This window comes from Pseudomonas sp. Eqa60, assembly GCF_018326405.1.
GTDB lineage: Bacteria > Pseudomonadota > Gammaproteobacteria > Pseudomonadales > Pseudomonadaceae > Aquipseudomonas > Aquipseudomonas protegens.
This window is the reverse complement of record NZ_AP024342.1, coordinates 2,645,321-2,659,061: the sequence shown is the minus strand read 5'-3', so window position 1 is coordinate 2,659,061 and position 13,741 is coordinate 2,645,321. Positions and strand designations below refer to the sequence as shown.

Sequence of the window (13,741 nt, the reverse complement as noted above, 5' to 3'; positions counted from 1 at the left end):
CCGTTTAATCAGCAGGAAAGGGACCCGGGCCAGGCGCCGGGCCGCGACTGGATCAGTTGAGCTTCCAGTGCTCGATGATGCGCTCCAGGGTGCCGTCGGCCTTGATCGCGGCGATCCCGCGATTGACCTCGGCCAGGGTCTGGGCATCGCCCTTGCGCACGATCAGGCAGACATCGCCCATGACCACCGGCTGGTAGCCCTTGACCAGCCGCACCTTGTTCTGGGTGCCCTGGGCCAGTTGGTAGGCGAGGATCGGCCGGTCGGCGAAACCGGCCTTGATCCGCCCCAGGGCCAGGTCGCGCATCAGATCGGGAATCGAGTCGTAGCCGCGCACTTCCTTGAAGATCCCGCGCTTGTTCAACTCGTCGATAAACACCGTGCCGACCTGGGCGCCGACGGTTTCCCCGGCCAGGTCCTCCATGCGGCGGTAGTCGCTGGCGTCGTCGGCCTTGACGATCAGGCCCTCGCCGTAGCTGAACACCGGGTCGGAGTACTGCACCACTTTCTCGCGCACCGGGGTGCGCAGCATGGCAGCGGAAATGATGTCGATCTTGTTCGAGGTCAGAGAGGGGATCAGTGCGGCGAAGGTGGTCTGCTGGATGTCCACGGCGAAACCGCCGGCCTTGCCCACGGCCCGGGCGGCATCGATCATCATGCCCTCGATGCTCTGGCTCTTGACGTCAAGGAAGGTGAAGGGAATACCGGTGGCGGTGGCCCCGACCTTGTACAGCGGCTCGGCCTGGGCCGACGCCGAAAGGCCCAGGCCAAGGGCGCAACAGAATGCGAAAACAGCGGGTGCAAGGACGCGAGTGCGGGTGTGCATGGCGAATCTCCCATTGGACGGTTTTATTGTTTGAAGTCCGTGATGGATAGCCTCTGGTGTGGAAGGCAGGAGGCATGAACCCGACTATAAACAATTTACAAAAATCGTAAAGAGATTTATAAATATCGAATATCGATATTCAAAACACAAAATAACCTGAAAGGACTGGTCATGAGCGATAACAACAACTCCCTTTTCAACCAGTCACTGGAGAAGGGCCTGGCGGTGCTGCGGGCCTTCAACGCCGCGCAACGGACCATGAACCTGGCGGAAATCGCCACGGCCGCCGACATCAACAAAAGCTCGGCGCAGCGCATGATCCACACCCTGGAACAGCTGGGCTACGTGCGTAAGCACCCGCAGACCAAGCGCTTCCAGCTGACCCCGCGGGTGATGGAGATCGGCTACAACTACCTGGCAGCCGACACCCTGGTGGACGTGGCCAACCCCTTCCTCGCCGAGCTGGCCCAGGTCACCGGGGAAACCACCAACCTCACCGAGCCCGATGGCCTGGACATGGTCTATGTAGCGCGCTTCGTGGCGCCCAAGTTCATCCCCATCCACATGCCCATCGGCAGTCGTATCCCGATGTACTGCACCGGCTCGGGCCGCGCCTACCTCAGCGCCCTGCCCGCCGCCGAGGCCACCCAGATTCTCGAAGCCAGCGAGCGCAAGGCCCACACCCGGCACACCCTGACCGAACTGGCGGACATCCAGCGCGAGATCGACGCCACCCAGCGTCGCGGCTACGCCCTGAACCCGGAAGAGCTGTTCCTGGGGGACATGAGCATTGCCGCGCCGATCCTCGGCAGCCAGGGCCTGCCGGTGGCCGCGGTGCACGTGGTGGTGCCCAGCAGCCGCTGGACCCTGGAAGAAGCCGAACGCAAACTCGCGCCCTCGGTGATCGAATGCGCCCGGGCCATCCGCACCTCGATTCGCACCCTCTGAAAATCGCTCCCCGCTGCCGCTCGGCAGCGGCTACAGGGCCAGTGCCGATCAGGGATTTGTGTAGCCGCTGCCGCAGGCTCGGGCCGCGTTCGGACGAACGGCCCGTAGGGACGCGACGCTCTCAAGGCCGACAGAGTTCCGACGGGGGATCGCCAGGCAAGGCCCTGCGGGCCTTTGCGCAGCCTCGCTGACGCTCGGCAGCGGCTACAGGGCCAGTGCCGATCCAAGATTGGTGTAGCCGCTGCCGCAGGCTCGGGCCGCGTTCGGACGAACGGCCCGTAGGGACGCGGCGTTCTCAAGGCCGATGAGCTCCCGACGGGGGATCGCCAGGCAAGGCCGGACGAGATCGGTTCGCAGCGCGCCGGCGCCAGCGGCTACAATTCGCGCTTATTGTCTTCGTGCGGAATACCTTTCATGTCCAACCTCGCCTCCACCCAGCCCAACCGCGGCTGGGCGTTCTGGTGCAAACCCCTGCTGTTCCTGCTGGTCGCCGCCATCGGCCTGTATTACGTGAAGTGGTCGCCCTACTACCTCAAGGCCTTTGTCGCCGCCGACAGCCACAGCATCGGCGCCTCGATCCTCAACGATCAGCAGAGCTCGCCCTGGAGCGCCGCCCTGGCCTATTCCCAGGTGTACTTCCTGGCCATCTGGAAGGCTGCGGTGCTGGCGGTGATCCTGGGTTCCCTGCTGCAGGTGCTGATTCCCCGGGATTGGCTGCTGCGCCTGTTCGGCCGTGCCGGCTTCGGCTCGACCCTGCGCGGCGGGCTGTTCGCCCTTCCGGGCATGATGTGTTCCTGCTGCGCCGCGCCGGTGGCTGCTGGCCTGCGCCGGCAGAAGGTTTCGGTGGGTGCGGCCCTGGCGTTCTGGATCGCCAACCCGGTGCTCAACCCGGCCACCCTGGTGTTCATGGGCTTTGTCCTGGGCTGGGGCTTTTCCGCCCTGCGCTTGGTGGCGGGCATTGTCCTGGTGTTAGGCGTGTCCTTGGTGGCCCAGCGTGTCGCCGGCCCCGAGCAACTGCCCGAAGCCGCGGTGGATGCGGTGGTGGAAGCCAGCACGGTGAACGACCAGCCGTTCCTCAGCCGCTGGGGCAAAACCCTGTGGCAACTGTTCTGGAGCACCATTCCGATCTACGTGCTGGCGGTACTGGTGCTGGGCGCGGCGCGGGTCTGGCTGTTTCCGCATATCGACGGTGCCATGGGTGACAGCCTGTGGTGGCTGGTGCCGCTGGCGATCGCCGGGACCCTGTTCGTGATCCCCACGGCGGCAGAGATTCCCATCGTCCAGACCATGATGACCCTGGGCCTGGGCACCGGGCCTGCGGTGGCCCTGCTGATGACCCTGCCGAGCATCAGCCTGCCGTCGCTGCTGATGCTGCGCAAGGATTTCGATGCCCGGGTGCTGGTGACCGTGGCCGTGCTGACCATGCTGGTGGGGATTGTCTGCGGGTTGATTGGTGCGGCGTTGTTGTAGAGCCCTGGTGGTCGAAGCTTATAAGTGACTCACATTGACACCCTTGAATCATGCAACTAAATTTAGTCGCAAAAAAAAGAGGATGCTGTGTCCAAGAACGATAAGCTTCTCGCCAAGTTACTCAACGACCGAGGGACCTTTTCCTGGCAGGAACTGGTCACTCTCCTAAAGCGCCTGGGCTACACACCGTTGGAGGGCTCGGGCAGCCGGGTAAAATTCGACAATGGTGATCCAGGCGCAATGATCAACCTGCACAAACCGCACCCCGGTAATGAGCTGAAGGCCTACATACGCCGCCAAGTGATCGAGCAACTGAAATCGGGAGGTCTCATACCGTGAACAACCTACTGCAGCACAAGGGCTATTACGGCTCTATCGAGGTCAGTACCGAGGACAATTGCCTCTTTGGCAAACTTCAGTTCATAAGGGCCTTGGTTAGCTATGAGGGGCAGACCGTGGCTGAACTCGAAGCGGCCTTCAAAGAGGCAGTAGACGACTATCTGGATACCTGTGAGCAATCGGGTACAGCACCCGAAATCCCTTGCAAAGGCTCGTTCAACGTTCGGGTAGGCCACGATCTTCATCTAGCGGCTGCCGTGGCCGCCACCCGGCAGAATGTATCGTTGAACGATCTGACTCGTCAGGCCCTGAATGAATACCTGCAACATCACGGCTGATTGGTGTCTCGTGGAGGCCAAGGCACTCATAAAATGCTGGCCTCCAATGGAAATTTCCACAGGCCCCGCCGCATCGTCTTGAAACACATTGGTCAGGGAATGCCGCTCCCGAAACCAGAGTTTTCGCTTTGTTTTGTAAGGCTTGTCCGAGAGAATCGCCAACGCCTTTGAGCGGCTTGTGCCCTTGGTGTTCGTCAGGCAGTCTCCCCCGGTCGCTGCACAATCAGCGACTCGGATGTGGAAGTCCGGAAGGGTCATAGGTACAACGCTTCAACGCGCCTGCCGACGCTTTGCGCCTGCGGATACGTGTTATGGCGGCCATGCGTGGGGCACCTTCGGGTGCGCCGGGTTTTGGGTACCAAAAGACTCCCCGGTCTTCCACACCCACGCACGGCTGCCACCCTCTCGTGTGGAAGCGAGACCGGCGGCTCTACTTAACCTTAGAGTCGTAGGTACCCCAATGAAAAAGCTCGTCCCCGATCCACCCCGCCCACTGCGCGACCCCGAACTGGATCGCGCCAACGCCAACCTGCTCAGCGCACTGAAACCTACCCAGGCACGCCCGTTCGGCCTGCGCGATGCCCTGGGCAATACCCTGTTCAGCGTGCAAGCCGGAGTCAACGCCGAAGAGGCCTTGAGGCACGTCGCCCTGCTGCTCAAGTGCGCCGAGGAGGTGTCCGATGAAATCACCGAGCGCGCCAGCGGCATCGAACGCGGCCTGATCTGGTCCATGGTGCATTCCGTGGAAATGGCCCGGGCCGTGGTCGAGGCCTTGCTCGACCGTCCACGCCCTGCCGGCTGACGCCCGCGCACACCGCGCGCTCAGGTGCTGCGAGCGCGCGGATTATTGAGCGCTAGCGCGATGGCGGCTGGCGCTGGCGCAGGTAATCGAGCACGGCGCCGTGCTCGCCGCTGAACTCGATCCGCGCGCCCTTGCTCTCGCGCTGGAAGGCGTACATCGGGTCGTAGTATTCACCCAGCAAGCCTTCGATCCAGGCCCGGTGCCGTTCCACGTCGCCGCTGCGGGCCTGTTCCGCCAGCGCGGCTTCCATCAGCAGGAACAGGCGCTGGTGACGCTCGCCACCGAGGCGCTTGTGGATCTTGTTCAGGCTTTCCAGCAGGCGCTCGGCGAACAGCGCGAAGCCCTGTTCGCCATGCACCGCCACAAACTCGGCGCAGAGGTTGACCACGTAGTCGTCGAGGATCCTTTGCACCCGGTTGGCCAGGCTGTCCTCCAGCCAGACCATGGGCAAGCCCTGCATGCTCTGGTACAGCGGCAGCGGCAAGGCGCAGCTGCCGATCATGCGGTTTTCGTCTTCCAGGACAAAGCTCTGCACGCCGCGCTCACGCTTTTTCAGCAGGTCCACCGCCAGGCGGTTTTCGAAGTCGATGTTGCTTGGCTGTCCGGTGGCGCGGCGGCCGAAGCTGGAGCCGCGGTGGTTGGCGTGGCCTTCCAGGTCCAGGGCGTTGTCCAGCTGGCCCAGCACTTGGGTCTTTCCGGTGCCGGTCATGCCCCCCAGCAGGACGAAATCGCACTGCTGCAGGGCCTGTTCGGTGGTGTCCAGAAGGAAGGTACGCATGGCCTTGTAGCCGCCGCCAACCCGCGGGTAGTCAATGCCCGCTTCGTCCTTGAGCCATTGCTGGACGATCTGCGAGCGCAGGCCGCCACGGAAGCAGTACAGCAGGCCGTCGGGATGGGCCCGGGCAAAATCCGCCCAGGCCTGGATGCGCTGCTCCTTGATCGCGCCGGACACCAGTTGATGCCCGAGCACGATGGCCGCCTGCTGGCCCTGCTGCTTGTAGCAGGTGCCGACCCGTTGGCGTTCCTGGTCGGTCATCAGGGGCAGGTTGAGCACCCCGGGAAAGGCGCCCTTGGTGAATTCGATCGGCGCGCGGGTGTCCATCATCGGCCGGTCGTTGAGGAAGATCTCGCGGTAGTCGGTGCAGTCCAGAGACATCAGAACACCTCGACCGCGTGGCTCTGTCGCTCTACCAGCTCGCCAATCGGCGCCAGCTCCAGGCCCAGTTCCGCCGCCAGGGCCAGGAACTCGGCATTGCCTTGCGGGGTTACCGCCACCAGCAGCCCGCCACTGGTCTGCGGGTCGCAAAGCACGCGCTTGTGCAGTTCCTGCACCCGCCCGACCTTGTCGGCGTAGCTGCTGTAGTTGCGCAAGGTGCCACCGGGCACGCAGCCCTGGTCCAGGTAGTATTCGACCCCCGGCAGGCGCGGTACGCGGTCGTAGTGAATGCGCGCGGTCAGGCCACTGCCGTCGGCCATTTCCACCAGGTGCCCGAGCAGTCCGAAACCGGTGACGTCGGTCATCGCGGTCACCCCTTCGAGCTTGCCGAAACGGCTGCCGGGCTTGTTCAGGGTGCACATCCAGTCCCGGGCCAGGCCGATGTCGGCGCTGCGCAGCTTGCCCTTTTTCTCGGCGGTGGTGAGCACGCCGATCCCCAGGGGCTTGGTCAGGTACAGCAGGCAACCGGCGGTGGCGGTGTCGTTGCGCTTCATGAAGCGCTTTTCCACCAGCCCGGTGACCGCCAGGCCGAAGATCGGCTCCGGCGCGTCGATTGAGTGGCCGCCCGCCAGGGGAATGCCTGCCGCGTCGCACACCGCGCGGCCGCCGCGGATCACCTCACGGGCGATTTCCGGGGCCAGCACGTTCACCGGCCAGCCGAGAATGGCAATCGCCATCAGCGGGTCGCCGCCCATGGCGTAGATGTCGCTGATGGCGTTGGTGGCGGCGATGCGGCCGAAGTCGAAGGGGTCGTCGACGATGGGCATGAAGAAGTCGGTGGTGGAGACCACGCCGCGCTCTTCATCGATGGCGTACACCGCCGCGTCATCGCGCGAGGCATTGCCGACCCAGAGCTTGGGGTCGAGGTTCTGCGCCCCGCTGCCGGCCAGGATCACCTCCAGTACCTGGGGGGAAATCTTGCAGCCGCAACCGGCTCCGTGGCTGTACTGGGTCAGGCGAATCGGCTCGCTCATGGGGCACCTCGTCAAGTCTGGGACGGGGATTCTAGCAGAGCCCTCAGGCACTTGGCCGCGGCGTGCCCTGATGGAACAGCATCTGCCAGCGCCCCTCCTGGCAGCGCCACAGCGAGCTGCGCCAGGCACTGCTGGCCGCCCGCCCGGGCGCTGCGGCGTTATGGCACAGGTAGGTGACCTGGGCCAGGTCGGCCCCCAGGCACTGCACGGCGAACTCGCTGATGCGCCGTTCGATGAACACCTGCTGCGGCAGGCTGGCCAGCACCTGGGCCTTGTCCCAGCGCCCGCCGCTGACGCCGAATTCAAGAAAGTCATCGGCCAGCAAGGCCTCCAGCGCCTGGCGATCGGTACGCACTTCGGCCTGTTGCAACTGGCGTTCAAGCATCAGCAGGTGGTCGGACAGCTCCATGGTCACTCCCGAGGTGGTGGCGGGTAAGTGGCGCACTCTAGCATTGCGCGCCTGCACCAGCGCCGGGCCTGGGGGGCGGGCATTGCCCAGGCCTGCAGCGCCCGGCCCTCCCCGCCATCGGCACGCACCCCGCCCCAAGCGCCAATCCCGCGGCCATTCACGCCTTTGTCGCAAGCCGCTGTTTCAAGTTGGTACGCCATATGCAAACGTTTGCGAGTTGTAATTTTGTGGGTGTTCGCCGCCTTCTTTCGAAGTGTCGAGCACAAGGGACTTCACACTGCAAGAACAGGGACTTTCCATGCTCAACCCTCTGCGACGCCATGCGTCCTGCCGTACCCTGGCTGTTTCGTTGTGGCTGGCCGGCGTTACGGGTCTACCCAGCGCCTTCGCCCAGCCCCCCGCCGCCCCGGCGGACGACTCGGCCCAGGGCGAAAGCCTGAGCGCCGATGTGCAACCGGCCAAACAGGGCGCCTACCTCTCCGACTGGTACAACCAGGACCTGATGCTCATCGGCAGCAAGGACATCAGCTTCGGCCCGCGCCCGGCAGACGACATCTACCTGGAATACGAATACTTCGGGCGCAAGGGCCCCTTCGAGCTGTACGGCTACATCGACCTGCCGAAGATCCTCGACATCGGCAACAGCCACGACAAGGGCATCTGGGATCACGGCTCACCGCTGTTCATGGAGCACGAGCCGCGAATCTCCATCGACTACCTGGCCGGCCGCAGCCTGGCCATCGGCCCGTTCAAGGAGTGGTACGTGGCCTTCGACTGGATCTACGACCACGGCAGCCGCACCGCCAACCGCGCCAACACTCTGTACAGCGGCCTGGGCACCGACATCGACACCCATTCGCGGGTCAACCTCTCGGCCAACTTCTACGGCCGCTACCAGTGGGAAAACTACGGCGCCAGCAATGAATATTCCTGGGACGGCTACCGCGCCCAGCTGAAATACATCGTGCCCATCGACAGCTTCAGCAACGGCGCCTCGCTGACCTACATCGGCTTCACCAATTTCGATTTCGGCTCCGACCTGCACAAGGACAACCCGGCGCGCACCGCCAATGCCACGGTGGCCACCAACGTGCTGCTCTATTCCTTCACCCACCTGCGCTTCACCCTGGTGGGCCGCTACTTCCACAACGGCGGCAACTGGGAGGATGGCAGCGTGCTGAATTTCGGTGATGGCGAGTTCCGTGCCCGCTCCAATGGCTGGGGCTATTACGCCGGGGTCGGCTATCAGTTTTAAAGCAGCGACAAGACAAGAACGGTTGCGATGAGTTGCAACCTGGATCAGGCAGGATAAGCGCCGGTTAACGGCAGTCATGGAGGTTGTATGCGTGGGATTCAAAAGGTTTCGTGGGCAATGGGCTTGAGTGCACTGGTGGCTAGCGGCGCCTGGGCCAGTGAGGCACCGATCAAGCCCAAGGTGGTGCTGATCAGCATGTTCGCGCCGGAAGCGCAGCACTGGATCGAGCGCCTGGAGCTCAAGCGCGAGATCCGCGTGCCGGGGCTGGCGGCGGAGTATCCGGTGATTCGCTGCAACGACCGGGAGGTGTGCCTGTTGACTACGGGCATGGGCCAGACCAATGCCGCGGCGTCGACCCTGGCCCTGGCGCTGTCGCCCAAATTCGACCTGCGCAAGAGCTATTTCCTGATTGCCGGGATCGCCGGCATCAGCCCCCAGCACGGCACCATCGGCACCGCCGCCTGGGCCCATTACCTGGTGGAGTTCGGCACCCAGTGGGAAATCGACTCCCGGGATGCGCCCGAGGGCTGGCCCACCGGCTACCTGGGGATCAACACCAAGGGCCCCAACGAAAAACCGCCCCTGGACTACAAGACCGAAGTCTTCGAGCTGAACCCCAAGCTCCAGGCCAAGGCCTTCGCCCTGAGCCGCAACGTGGCCCTGAGCGAGAGCAAGGAGTCGGCGGCCTGGCGCCTGAAATACCCCAAGGCCCCGGCCAACCAGCCACCGGTGGTGACCCGTTGCGACACCCTGGCGGGCAATACCTGGTTTTCCGGCACCCGCCTGAGCGAACGGGCGGAGGTCTGGACCCGCTTGCTGACCGACAACAAAGGCACCTATTGCACCACCCAGCAGGAAGACAACTCCACCTACGAAGCCTTGCTGCGGGCCAGCCGCGAGGGCCTGCTGGACATCCAGCGCCTGGCGGTGGTGCGCGCCGGTTCCGACTTCGACCGCCCGGCCCCGGGGGCCAGCGAAGTGGACAACCTGCTCAAGTACGCCGACCAGGGCGGCTTTGTCCCGGCCCTGGAAAACCTCTACCGGGCGGGCAATCCGCTGGTGCAGGACATCCTCGGCAACTGGTCGGCCTGGGAAAAGGGCGTGCCCGAGACCTGATTTCTCTCCCGGGAGCGGCCAGGCGGCGTTCCGCTTGCCGGCGAAGGCGATCTCAGGGCCCCTTCGCCAGCAGGCGGGCTCCTACGCAGGGATGGCCGCTGCGCTCAGGGGATGAGGATGATTTTTTCGCCGCGCCCCTGGTTCACTTCGGCATAACGCTCCAGCCCCCGCTCCAGCGGCGATTCCACCAGGCCTTCCGGCAGCGGCAGCAGGCCTTCATCGAAATAGCGGCCGAACTGCTCCAGCATCGCCGCGCACGCCTCTACGCCATACAACAGCGAGTTGATCCCCACCACCGAGCCACCCTTGCGGTACAGCGCCAGGGCCGGCAGTTGCACATGGCCGTCCACCGGGGCGGCGATGATGGCGATGCGGCCAAAGGTGGCCAGGGCCGGCACCGAGGCCGGCAGCCAGAAGCCGGTGGTGTCGAAGATCACCTCGGCACCGCCGGCATAGACTTCGGCCACCTGGGCCGCCAGGGTTTCCGGCTGTTGCAGGTGCAAGGTCGGGTAGCCCTGGGCTTCAAGCGCCTGGACCTGCTCCACCCGGCGCGCCGCCGCCAGCACCCGGGCGCCGCGCACCTTGGCCAGGGCCAGGGCCGCCGAGGCCACCGCGCCGCCGCCGATCACCAGCAGCCGGGTGTCACGGGCTACGCCACTGCGCTCCAGGGCATCCCAGGCCGTGGTGTAGGGCACCCCGAGGCTTGCGGCCTGGGCAAAGCTCAGGTGCCGTGGCTTGCGGGCCACGCCCTGGGCGGACAGCACCACGTACTGGGCATGGCTGCCGTCGGCGAAGAAGCCCAGCTCCTTACCGGTGCCCCAGACTTCCTGGCCCAGCAGTTGCGCCGGCCCCTGCTCCACCACCCCGGCAAAGTCCCGCCCGGGCACCCGCGGCAGTGTGGTGTAGGGAAAGCGCCCGAGGACGTTCTTCACATCACTGGGGTTGAGGCCCGCGGCCTTGATGCGCACCAGCACCTGGCCAGCACCCGGCACCGGGGTGGGCAGGTCCACTACGTGCAGGGCCGCGAGGTCGCCGGTGGCGGAAAATTGCAGTGCTTTCATCGTCGGTTCCATGAGTCGGGGGAGAAAGGAAAAATGCCTGTTCAGGACAGCCAGCTGCCGAGCAACTGGCGCCCCAGGGGCCACAACTGCTCACCGCCGAGCATGCCCAAGAGGCCGACCAGGGCGATTGCCGGCGGCGCCGGAGAACGCACCTGCAAGGCGCCGTAAAGCAGGCCGACCAACAGGCCGGCGGCCAGGGAAATCAGGTAGTTCATGCTGCGCTCCAGAGGCCGTGCGGCTCATGCCGGGGTGAAGTGGCGTGTGCGGCACAGTCTAGGTGGCACGGTCCCGCGGCATCGGCCAAGTGCTTCAGGATTTCGGCCAAGGCCGAAACCCTGGCGGTCGCTTGGCTGGCGTCCGCCTGATGCACATCCGGCGCTCTCCGGATCTTCACGTCTCCTGCGGAGCCGTTCGTCCGAACGCGGCCCGAGCCTGCGGCAGCGGCTACACGACGCCAGGCACTCCCTGTAGCCGCTGCTGAGCCTGCGAAGCTGCGAAAAGGACCGAAGGGCCTTGCTTGGCGATATCCAGACGAACCTATGGCGGGTTTGAGATTGCCGCGTCTCCTGCGGAGCCGTTCGTCCGAACGCGGCCCGAGCCTGCGGCAGCGGCTACACCTGGCTGGCGCTGGCGTACTGGGAAGGCGCGACACCCAGTTCCCGGCGGAACATGTCGCTGAAGCTGCTGGGGGAATAACCCAGCTCCCGGGCAATGCGGCTCACCGGTACACCCTGGATCAGTTCCGCGGCAGCGGTGGCCAGTTGCACCTGGCGCCGCCATTCGGCAAAGCCCACGCCCAACTGCTCCTTGAACAGCCGTGCCAGGGTGCGCACGCTGGCCCCCGCCGCATCGGCGTGCTGTTCAAAGGAGATGGCCAGGGACGGCGCCGCCATCACCGCCTGGCACAGGCTGCCCAGGCGCCGGTCGGAGGCGTCCGGCAGGGCTATCTTCAATTGCGAGCGACGAGCCCGGCGCAGTTCCAGCAGGGCCAGCCCCACCAGCGCCTCGTAGTACTCCGGCTGCGGCGGGTCGAGTTCCACCAGGCGCACGATCAATTCGCGCAGCAAGTTGTCCACCTGCAGCACCTGGACGCTGGGGTCCAGGGTCGCCGCCAGGGACGGGCGCAAATAGATGTTGCGCATCTGCAGGTCGCTGACCACGCGAATCCCGTGGCTCACCCCCGGCGGCAACCACACCGCGCGCTGGGGCGGCACCACCAGGGCTTCATGGGGCGTCTCGACCCACATCACCCCGCTCAAGGCGTAGAGCAACTGGCCCCAATCGTGTTCATGGGGCTCGATGAACAAGCCCCGCGGATAGGTGCGGGCCAGGGGTTGCACCGGGATCGCGGGGTCGCTGAGGTCGGGGGGTGCGGCTAGGGCCATGGCAAGGTCGCGGCAGGTCGGCGGGCGCCCATGGTAACTAGCCGCCCGGGGCGCCGCCAACCGCTGCCGCGCCCATCCGGATGAAGGCCTGGGCGCCGCTCGGGAATCCATTCGGATAGAGCGGCTGGCGGCCCATGACCGTCGGTAGCCCGGGCGGACAATCAGAGTGAATTTTTCCGCCGCGCCAGGATCACTAAAAGATCACAGGGAGGAACCAAGGCTTTATGAACAACGCAAAACTTTTCGTCATCGAATACACCCTCCACGGCGCCCCCAAGTCCTTCATCATCCGCCAGGAAAAGATGGACAACGCCGAGGCCTGGCACTGGGCCAGTTGCGACGCTGGAGTGGGTCGGATAGGACGTTTCGGCCGCGAACGGGTGAAGAAGACCAGCAAGCCCATGGCCGAAAAGTTCGGTATCGAAAACGTCACCTGGCGCCCTTCGGTCTAGGACGCAGCAACGCGGGTGGAGCCGCACGGCCCCACCCGCCGATCCCCCCTCAGCCGTGGGCGCCCTTGGCGCATTTGCAGCCTTCGGTGGAAGCGCAAGGCTCGCCGTGGGCGTGATGGTCGGCGCACGCCTGGCAGCAGTAGTGCTTGCCGTGACGGACGATGGCATGGGCGCCCAGCTTGCAGGTGCAGGCCGGGCAGGCACAGGTTTGCGTGGACATGGCATGGCTCCTCGGGTTCAAGGCTCGGGCCTTTGAGCGGGTGCTTCACCGAGCGCCCCGCTCGGGCCGAGTCCCCACAGGTTAGGCCAAGGCACCGCCCGGCCAGGGCGCACGCGACTGATGGTCGGCCCCTCACTCCCAGCCCTGCAAACGCAAGGTAGCGCGCACCAGCCGCTGTTCTTCGTCCTCGATGTCCCTGAGGTTGCGGGCAATGCCCTGGATATGCGCCACCGCCGCCTTGCGCGCTTGTTCCGGCAGGCGCCCGGTGACTGCGTTGTACAGCCGCGCATGCTGGCGGTCGATCTGGCGCTTGGGCGCCGGGCGGTGATAGAGGTTGTTGACCGAGGCGAACACCGAGTTCAGCAGCAGGTCGGTGAGCGAGCCCAGGGTCTGCACCAGCACCGGGTTGTGCGAGGCCTCGCAGATCGCCAGGTGAAAGGCGTGGTCCAGGCGCGCCAGGGCGGCGGGCTCCAGGGCCTGTTCATGGGCCTGCAGCAGGGCCTGGTAGGCGCGCTCGATCAGCACGAAATCCGCTTCGGTGCCGCGCAGGGCCGCCAGCCGCGCCGACTCGCCTTCAAGCAGGCTGCGCACTTCCAGCAGGTCGTAGAGGGTGCGGGGCTGGGAGCTGAACAGATGCATCAGCGGCGACTGCGCCGCCGGGGCCGACAGTTGCGCCACCTGGGAGCCGCGGCCCTGTCGAGTGTCGATGATGCCCCGCGCCCGCAGCAGTTTCAGGCCCTCGCGCAGGGCCGTGCGCGAAACCCCGAGCTTGGCCGTCAGGCGCCGTTCCGAGGGCAGCAACTGGCCGGTCTTGAATACCCCGTCGACGATCAGCCGCTCGATCCGTGCGCAGACCAGGTCCGCCACCTGGGGCCGACGCCCCGCTTGCGTGTCCTGCATGCTTCCTCCCACTGGTATGACCAGCCCTGTGCC

At 65.4% G+C, this 13,741-nt stretch carries 17 protein-coding genes; 8 read left to right on the top strand and 9 right to left on the bottom strand.

What is annotated here, in order from left to right; all coding sequences use genetic code 11:
* Positions 1–52: 52 nt before the first annotated feature.
* Positions 53–823, bottom strand: coding sequence for an ABC transporter substrate-binding protein (locus tag KI242_RS12200; protein ID WP_183000119.1), 771 nt, complete (start codon positions 821–823; stop codon positions 53–55).
* Positions 824–994: 171 nt separating this feature from the next.
* On the opposite strand from KI242_RS12200, the gene KI242_RS12195 reads away from it, so the two are divergent.
* The 5 genes from KI242_RS12195 to KI242_RS12175 all read left to right on the top strand — a co-directional run bounded on the left by KI242_RS12195 (position 995) and on the right by KI242_RS12175 (position 4,720).
* On the top strand, positions 995–1,771 hold the full coding sequence (locus tag KI242_RS12195; RefSeq protein WP_019094200.1) for an IclR family transcriptional regulator: 777 nt from the start codon (positions 995–997) through the stop codon (positions 1,769–1,771).
* A gap of 414 nt (positions 1,772–2,185) precedes the next feature.
* Entirely contained in the window at positions 2,186–3,241 is a 1,056-nt protein-coding gene (locus KI242_RS12190; RefSeq protein ID WP_053157597.1) for a permease, read from the top strand.
* An 87-nt stretch (positions 3,242–3,328) separates the two neighbouring features.
* Positions 3,329–3,580, top strand: a complete 252-nt coding sequence (locus KI242_RS12185; protein WP_019094202.1) for a type II toxin-antitoxin system HicA family toxin — start codon at positions 3,329–3,331, stop codon at positions 3,578–3,580.
* A complete protein-coding gene (locus KI242_RS12180; RefSeq protein WP_072451388.1) occupies positions 3,577–3,918 on the top strand; it encodes a type II toxin-antitoxin system HicB family antitoxin in 342 nt (113 codons plus the stop codon). Before KI242_RS12185 ends, KI242_RS12180 begins: the two co-directional genes overlap by 4 nt.
* Positions 3,919–4,378: 460 nt before the next feature.
* On the top strand, positions 4,379–4,720 hold the full coding sequence (locus KI242_RS12175) for a DUF3077 domain-containing protein (protein ID WP_053157594.1): 342 nt from the start codon (positions 4,379–4,381) through the stop codon (positions 4,718–4,720).
* A 52-nt stretch (positions 4,721–4,772) separates the two neighbouring features.
* On the opposite strand, the gene mnmH is transcribed toward KI242_RS12175, so the two are convergent.
* Genes mnmH through KI242_RS12160 form a run of 3 tightly spaced genes read right to left on the bottom strand, consistent with a single transcriptional unit; the run spans position 4,773 to position 7,355 of the window.
* Positions 4,773–5,876, bottom strand: coding sequence for a tRNA 2-selenouridine(34) synthase MnmH (gene mnmH / locus KI242_RS12170; RefSeq protein WP_210456994.1), 1,104 nt, complete (start codon positions 5,874–5,876; stop codon positions 4,773–4,775).
* Entirely contained in the window at positions 5,876–6,910 is a 1,035-nt protein-coding gene (gene selD, locus KI242_RS12165; RefSeq protein WP_015635068.1) for a selenide, water dikinase SelD, read from the bottom strand. The genes mnmH and selD overlap by 1 nt, the downstream gene beginning before the upstream one ends.
* 43 nt (positions 6,911–6,953) lie before the next feature.
* Positions 6,954–7,355 (bottom strand): nuclear transport factor 2 family protein, encoded by a 402-nt coding sequence (locus KI242_RS12160; protein WP_227454131.1) that lies wholly within the window; start codon positions 7,353–7,355, stop codon positions 6,954–6,956.
* A 262-nt stretch (positions 7,356–7,617) separates the two neighbouring features.
* On the opposite strand from KI242_RS12160, the gene KI242_RS12155 reads away from it, so the two are divergent.
* Both KI242_RS12155 and KI242_RS12150 read left to right on the top strand, forming a co-directional pair.
* Positions 7,618–8,574 carry a nucleoside-specific channel-forming protein Tsx gene (locus KI242_RS12155; protein WP_015635066.1) on the top strand — a complete coding sequence of 319 codons (957 nt, stop codon included), beginning with the start codon at positions 7,618–7,620 and terminating at the stop codon, positions 8,572–8,574.
* Positions 8,575–8,661: 87 nt separating this feature from the next.
* Positions 8,662–9,690 carry a purine nucleoside permease gene (locus KI242_RS12150; protein ID WP_041117289.1) on the top strand — a complete coding sequence of 343 codons (1,029 nt, stop codon included), beginning with the start codon at positions 8,662–8,664 and terminating at the stop codon, positions 9,688–9,690.
* A gap of 104 nt (positions 9,691–9,794) precedes the next feature.
* Here the strand turns inward: KI242_RS12150 and KI242_RS12145 are convergent, their stop codons facing one another.
* From KI242_RS12145 to KI242_RS12135, 3 genes are all read right to left on the bottom strand, one after another.
* Positions 9,795–10,751, bottom strand: coding sequence for a zinc-binding alcohol dehydrogenase family protein (locus tag KI242_RS12145; protein ID WP_011060572.1), 957 nt, complete (start codon positions 10,749–10,751; stop codon positions 9,795–9,797).
* A 41-nt stretch (positions 10,752–10,792) separates the two neighbouring features.
* The gene (locus KI242_RS12140; protein WP_015635062.1) at positions 10,793–10,966 is read right to left on the bottom strand and encodes a DUF1427 family protein; all 174 of its coding nucleotides are present in this window, start codon (positions 10,964–10,966) and stop codon (positions 10,793–10,795) included.
* A gap of 396 nt (positions 10,967–11,362) precedes the next feature.
* Positions 11,363–12,136, bottom strand: a complete 774-nt coding sequence (locus tag KI242_RS12135; protein WP_123473625.1) for a helix-turn-helix transcriptional regulator — start codon at positions 12,134–12,136, stop codon at positions 11,363–11,365.
* Between the two features lie 224 nt (positions 12,137–12,360).
* On the opposite strand from KI242_RS12135, the gene KI242_RS12130 reads away from it, so the two are divergent.
* Positions 12,361–12,588: a DUF6555 family protein gene (locus KI242_RS12130; RefSeq protein ID WP_011060569.1), complete on the top strand. Its 228-nt coding sequence runs from the start codon at positions 12,361–12,363 to the stop codon at positions 12,586–12,588.
* Positions 12,589–12,637: 49 nt separating this feature from the next.
* On the opposite strand, the gene KI242_RS12125 is transcribed toward KI242_RS12130, so the two are convergent.
* Both KI242_RS12125 and glcC read right to left on the bottom strand, forming a co-directional pair.
* On the bottom strand, positions 12,638–12,808 hold the full coding sequence (locus tag KI242_RS12125; protein ID WP_015635060.1) for a hypothetical protein: 171 nt from the start codon (positions 12,806–12,808) through the stop codon (positions 12,638–12,640).
* A gap of 132 nt (positions 12,809–12,940) precedes the next feature.
* Entirely contained in the window at positions 12,941–13,708 is a 768-nt protein-coding gene (gene glcC / locus KI242_RS12120) for a transcriptional regulator GlcC (protein WP_011060568.1), read from the bottom strand.
* Between the last annotated feature and the right edge of the window lie 33 nt (positions 13,709–13,741).

Coding starts and splice junctions, on each gene's coding strand:
- KI242_RS12200 (WP_183000119.1), bottom strand. CDS start 823: ATGCACACCCGCACTCGCGTCCTTGCACCCGCTGTTTTCGCATTCTGT.
- KI242_RS12195 (WP_019094200.1), top strand. CDS start 995: ATGAGCGATAACAACAACTCCCTTTTCAACCAGTCACTGGAGAAGGGC.
- KI242_RS12190 (WP_053157597.1), top strand. CDS start 2,186: ATGTCCAACCTCGCCTCCACCCAGCCCAACCGCGGCTGGGCGTTCTGG.
- KI242_RS12175 (WP_053157594.1), top strand. CDS start 4,379: ATGAAAAAGCTCGTCCCCGATCCACCCCGCCCACTGCGCGACCCCGAA.
- mnmH (WP_210456994.1), bottom strand. CDS start 5,876: ATGTCTCTGGACTGCACCGACTACCGCGAGATCTTCCTCAACGACCGG.
- selD (WP_015635068.1), bottom strand. CDS start 6,910: ATGAGCGAGCCGATTCGCCTGACCCAGTACAGCCACGGAGCCGGTTGC.
- KI242_RS12155 (WP_015635066.1), top strand. CDS start 7,618: ATGCTCAACCCTCTGCGACGCCATGCGTCCTGCCGTACCCTGGCTGTT.
- KI242_RS12150 (WP_041117289.1), top strand. CDS start 8,662: ATGCGTGGGATTCAAAAGGTTTCGTGGGCAATGGGCTTGAGTGCACTG.
- KI242_RS12145 (WP_011060572.1), bottom strand. CDS start 10,751: ATGAAAGCACTGCAATTTTCCGCCACCGGCGACCTCGCGGCCCTGCAC.
- KI242_RS12140 (WP_015635062.1), bottom strand. CDS start 10,966: ATGAACTACCTGATTTCCCTGGCCGCCGGCCTGTTGGTCGGCCTGCTT.
- KI242_RS12135 (WP_123473625.1), bottom strand. CDS start 12,136: ATGGCCCTAGCCGCACCCCCCGACCTCAGCGACCCCGCGATCCCGGTG.
- KI242_RS12130 (WP_011060569.1), top strand. CDS start 12,361: ATGAACAACGCAAAACTTTTCGTCATCGAATACACCCTCCACGGCGCC.
- KI242_RS12125 (WP_015635060.1), bottom strand. CDS start 12,808: ATGTCCACGCAAACCTGTGCCTGCCCGGCCTGCACCTGCAAGCTGGGC.
- glcC (WP_011060568.1), bottom strand. CDS start 13,708: ATGCAGGACACGCAAGCGGGGCGTCGGCCCCAGGTGGCGGACCTGGTC.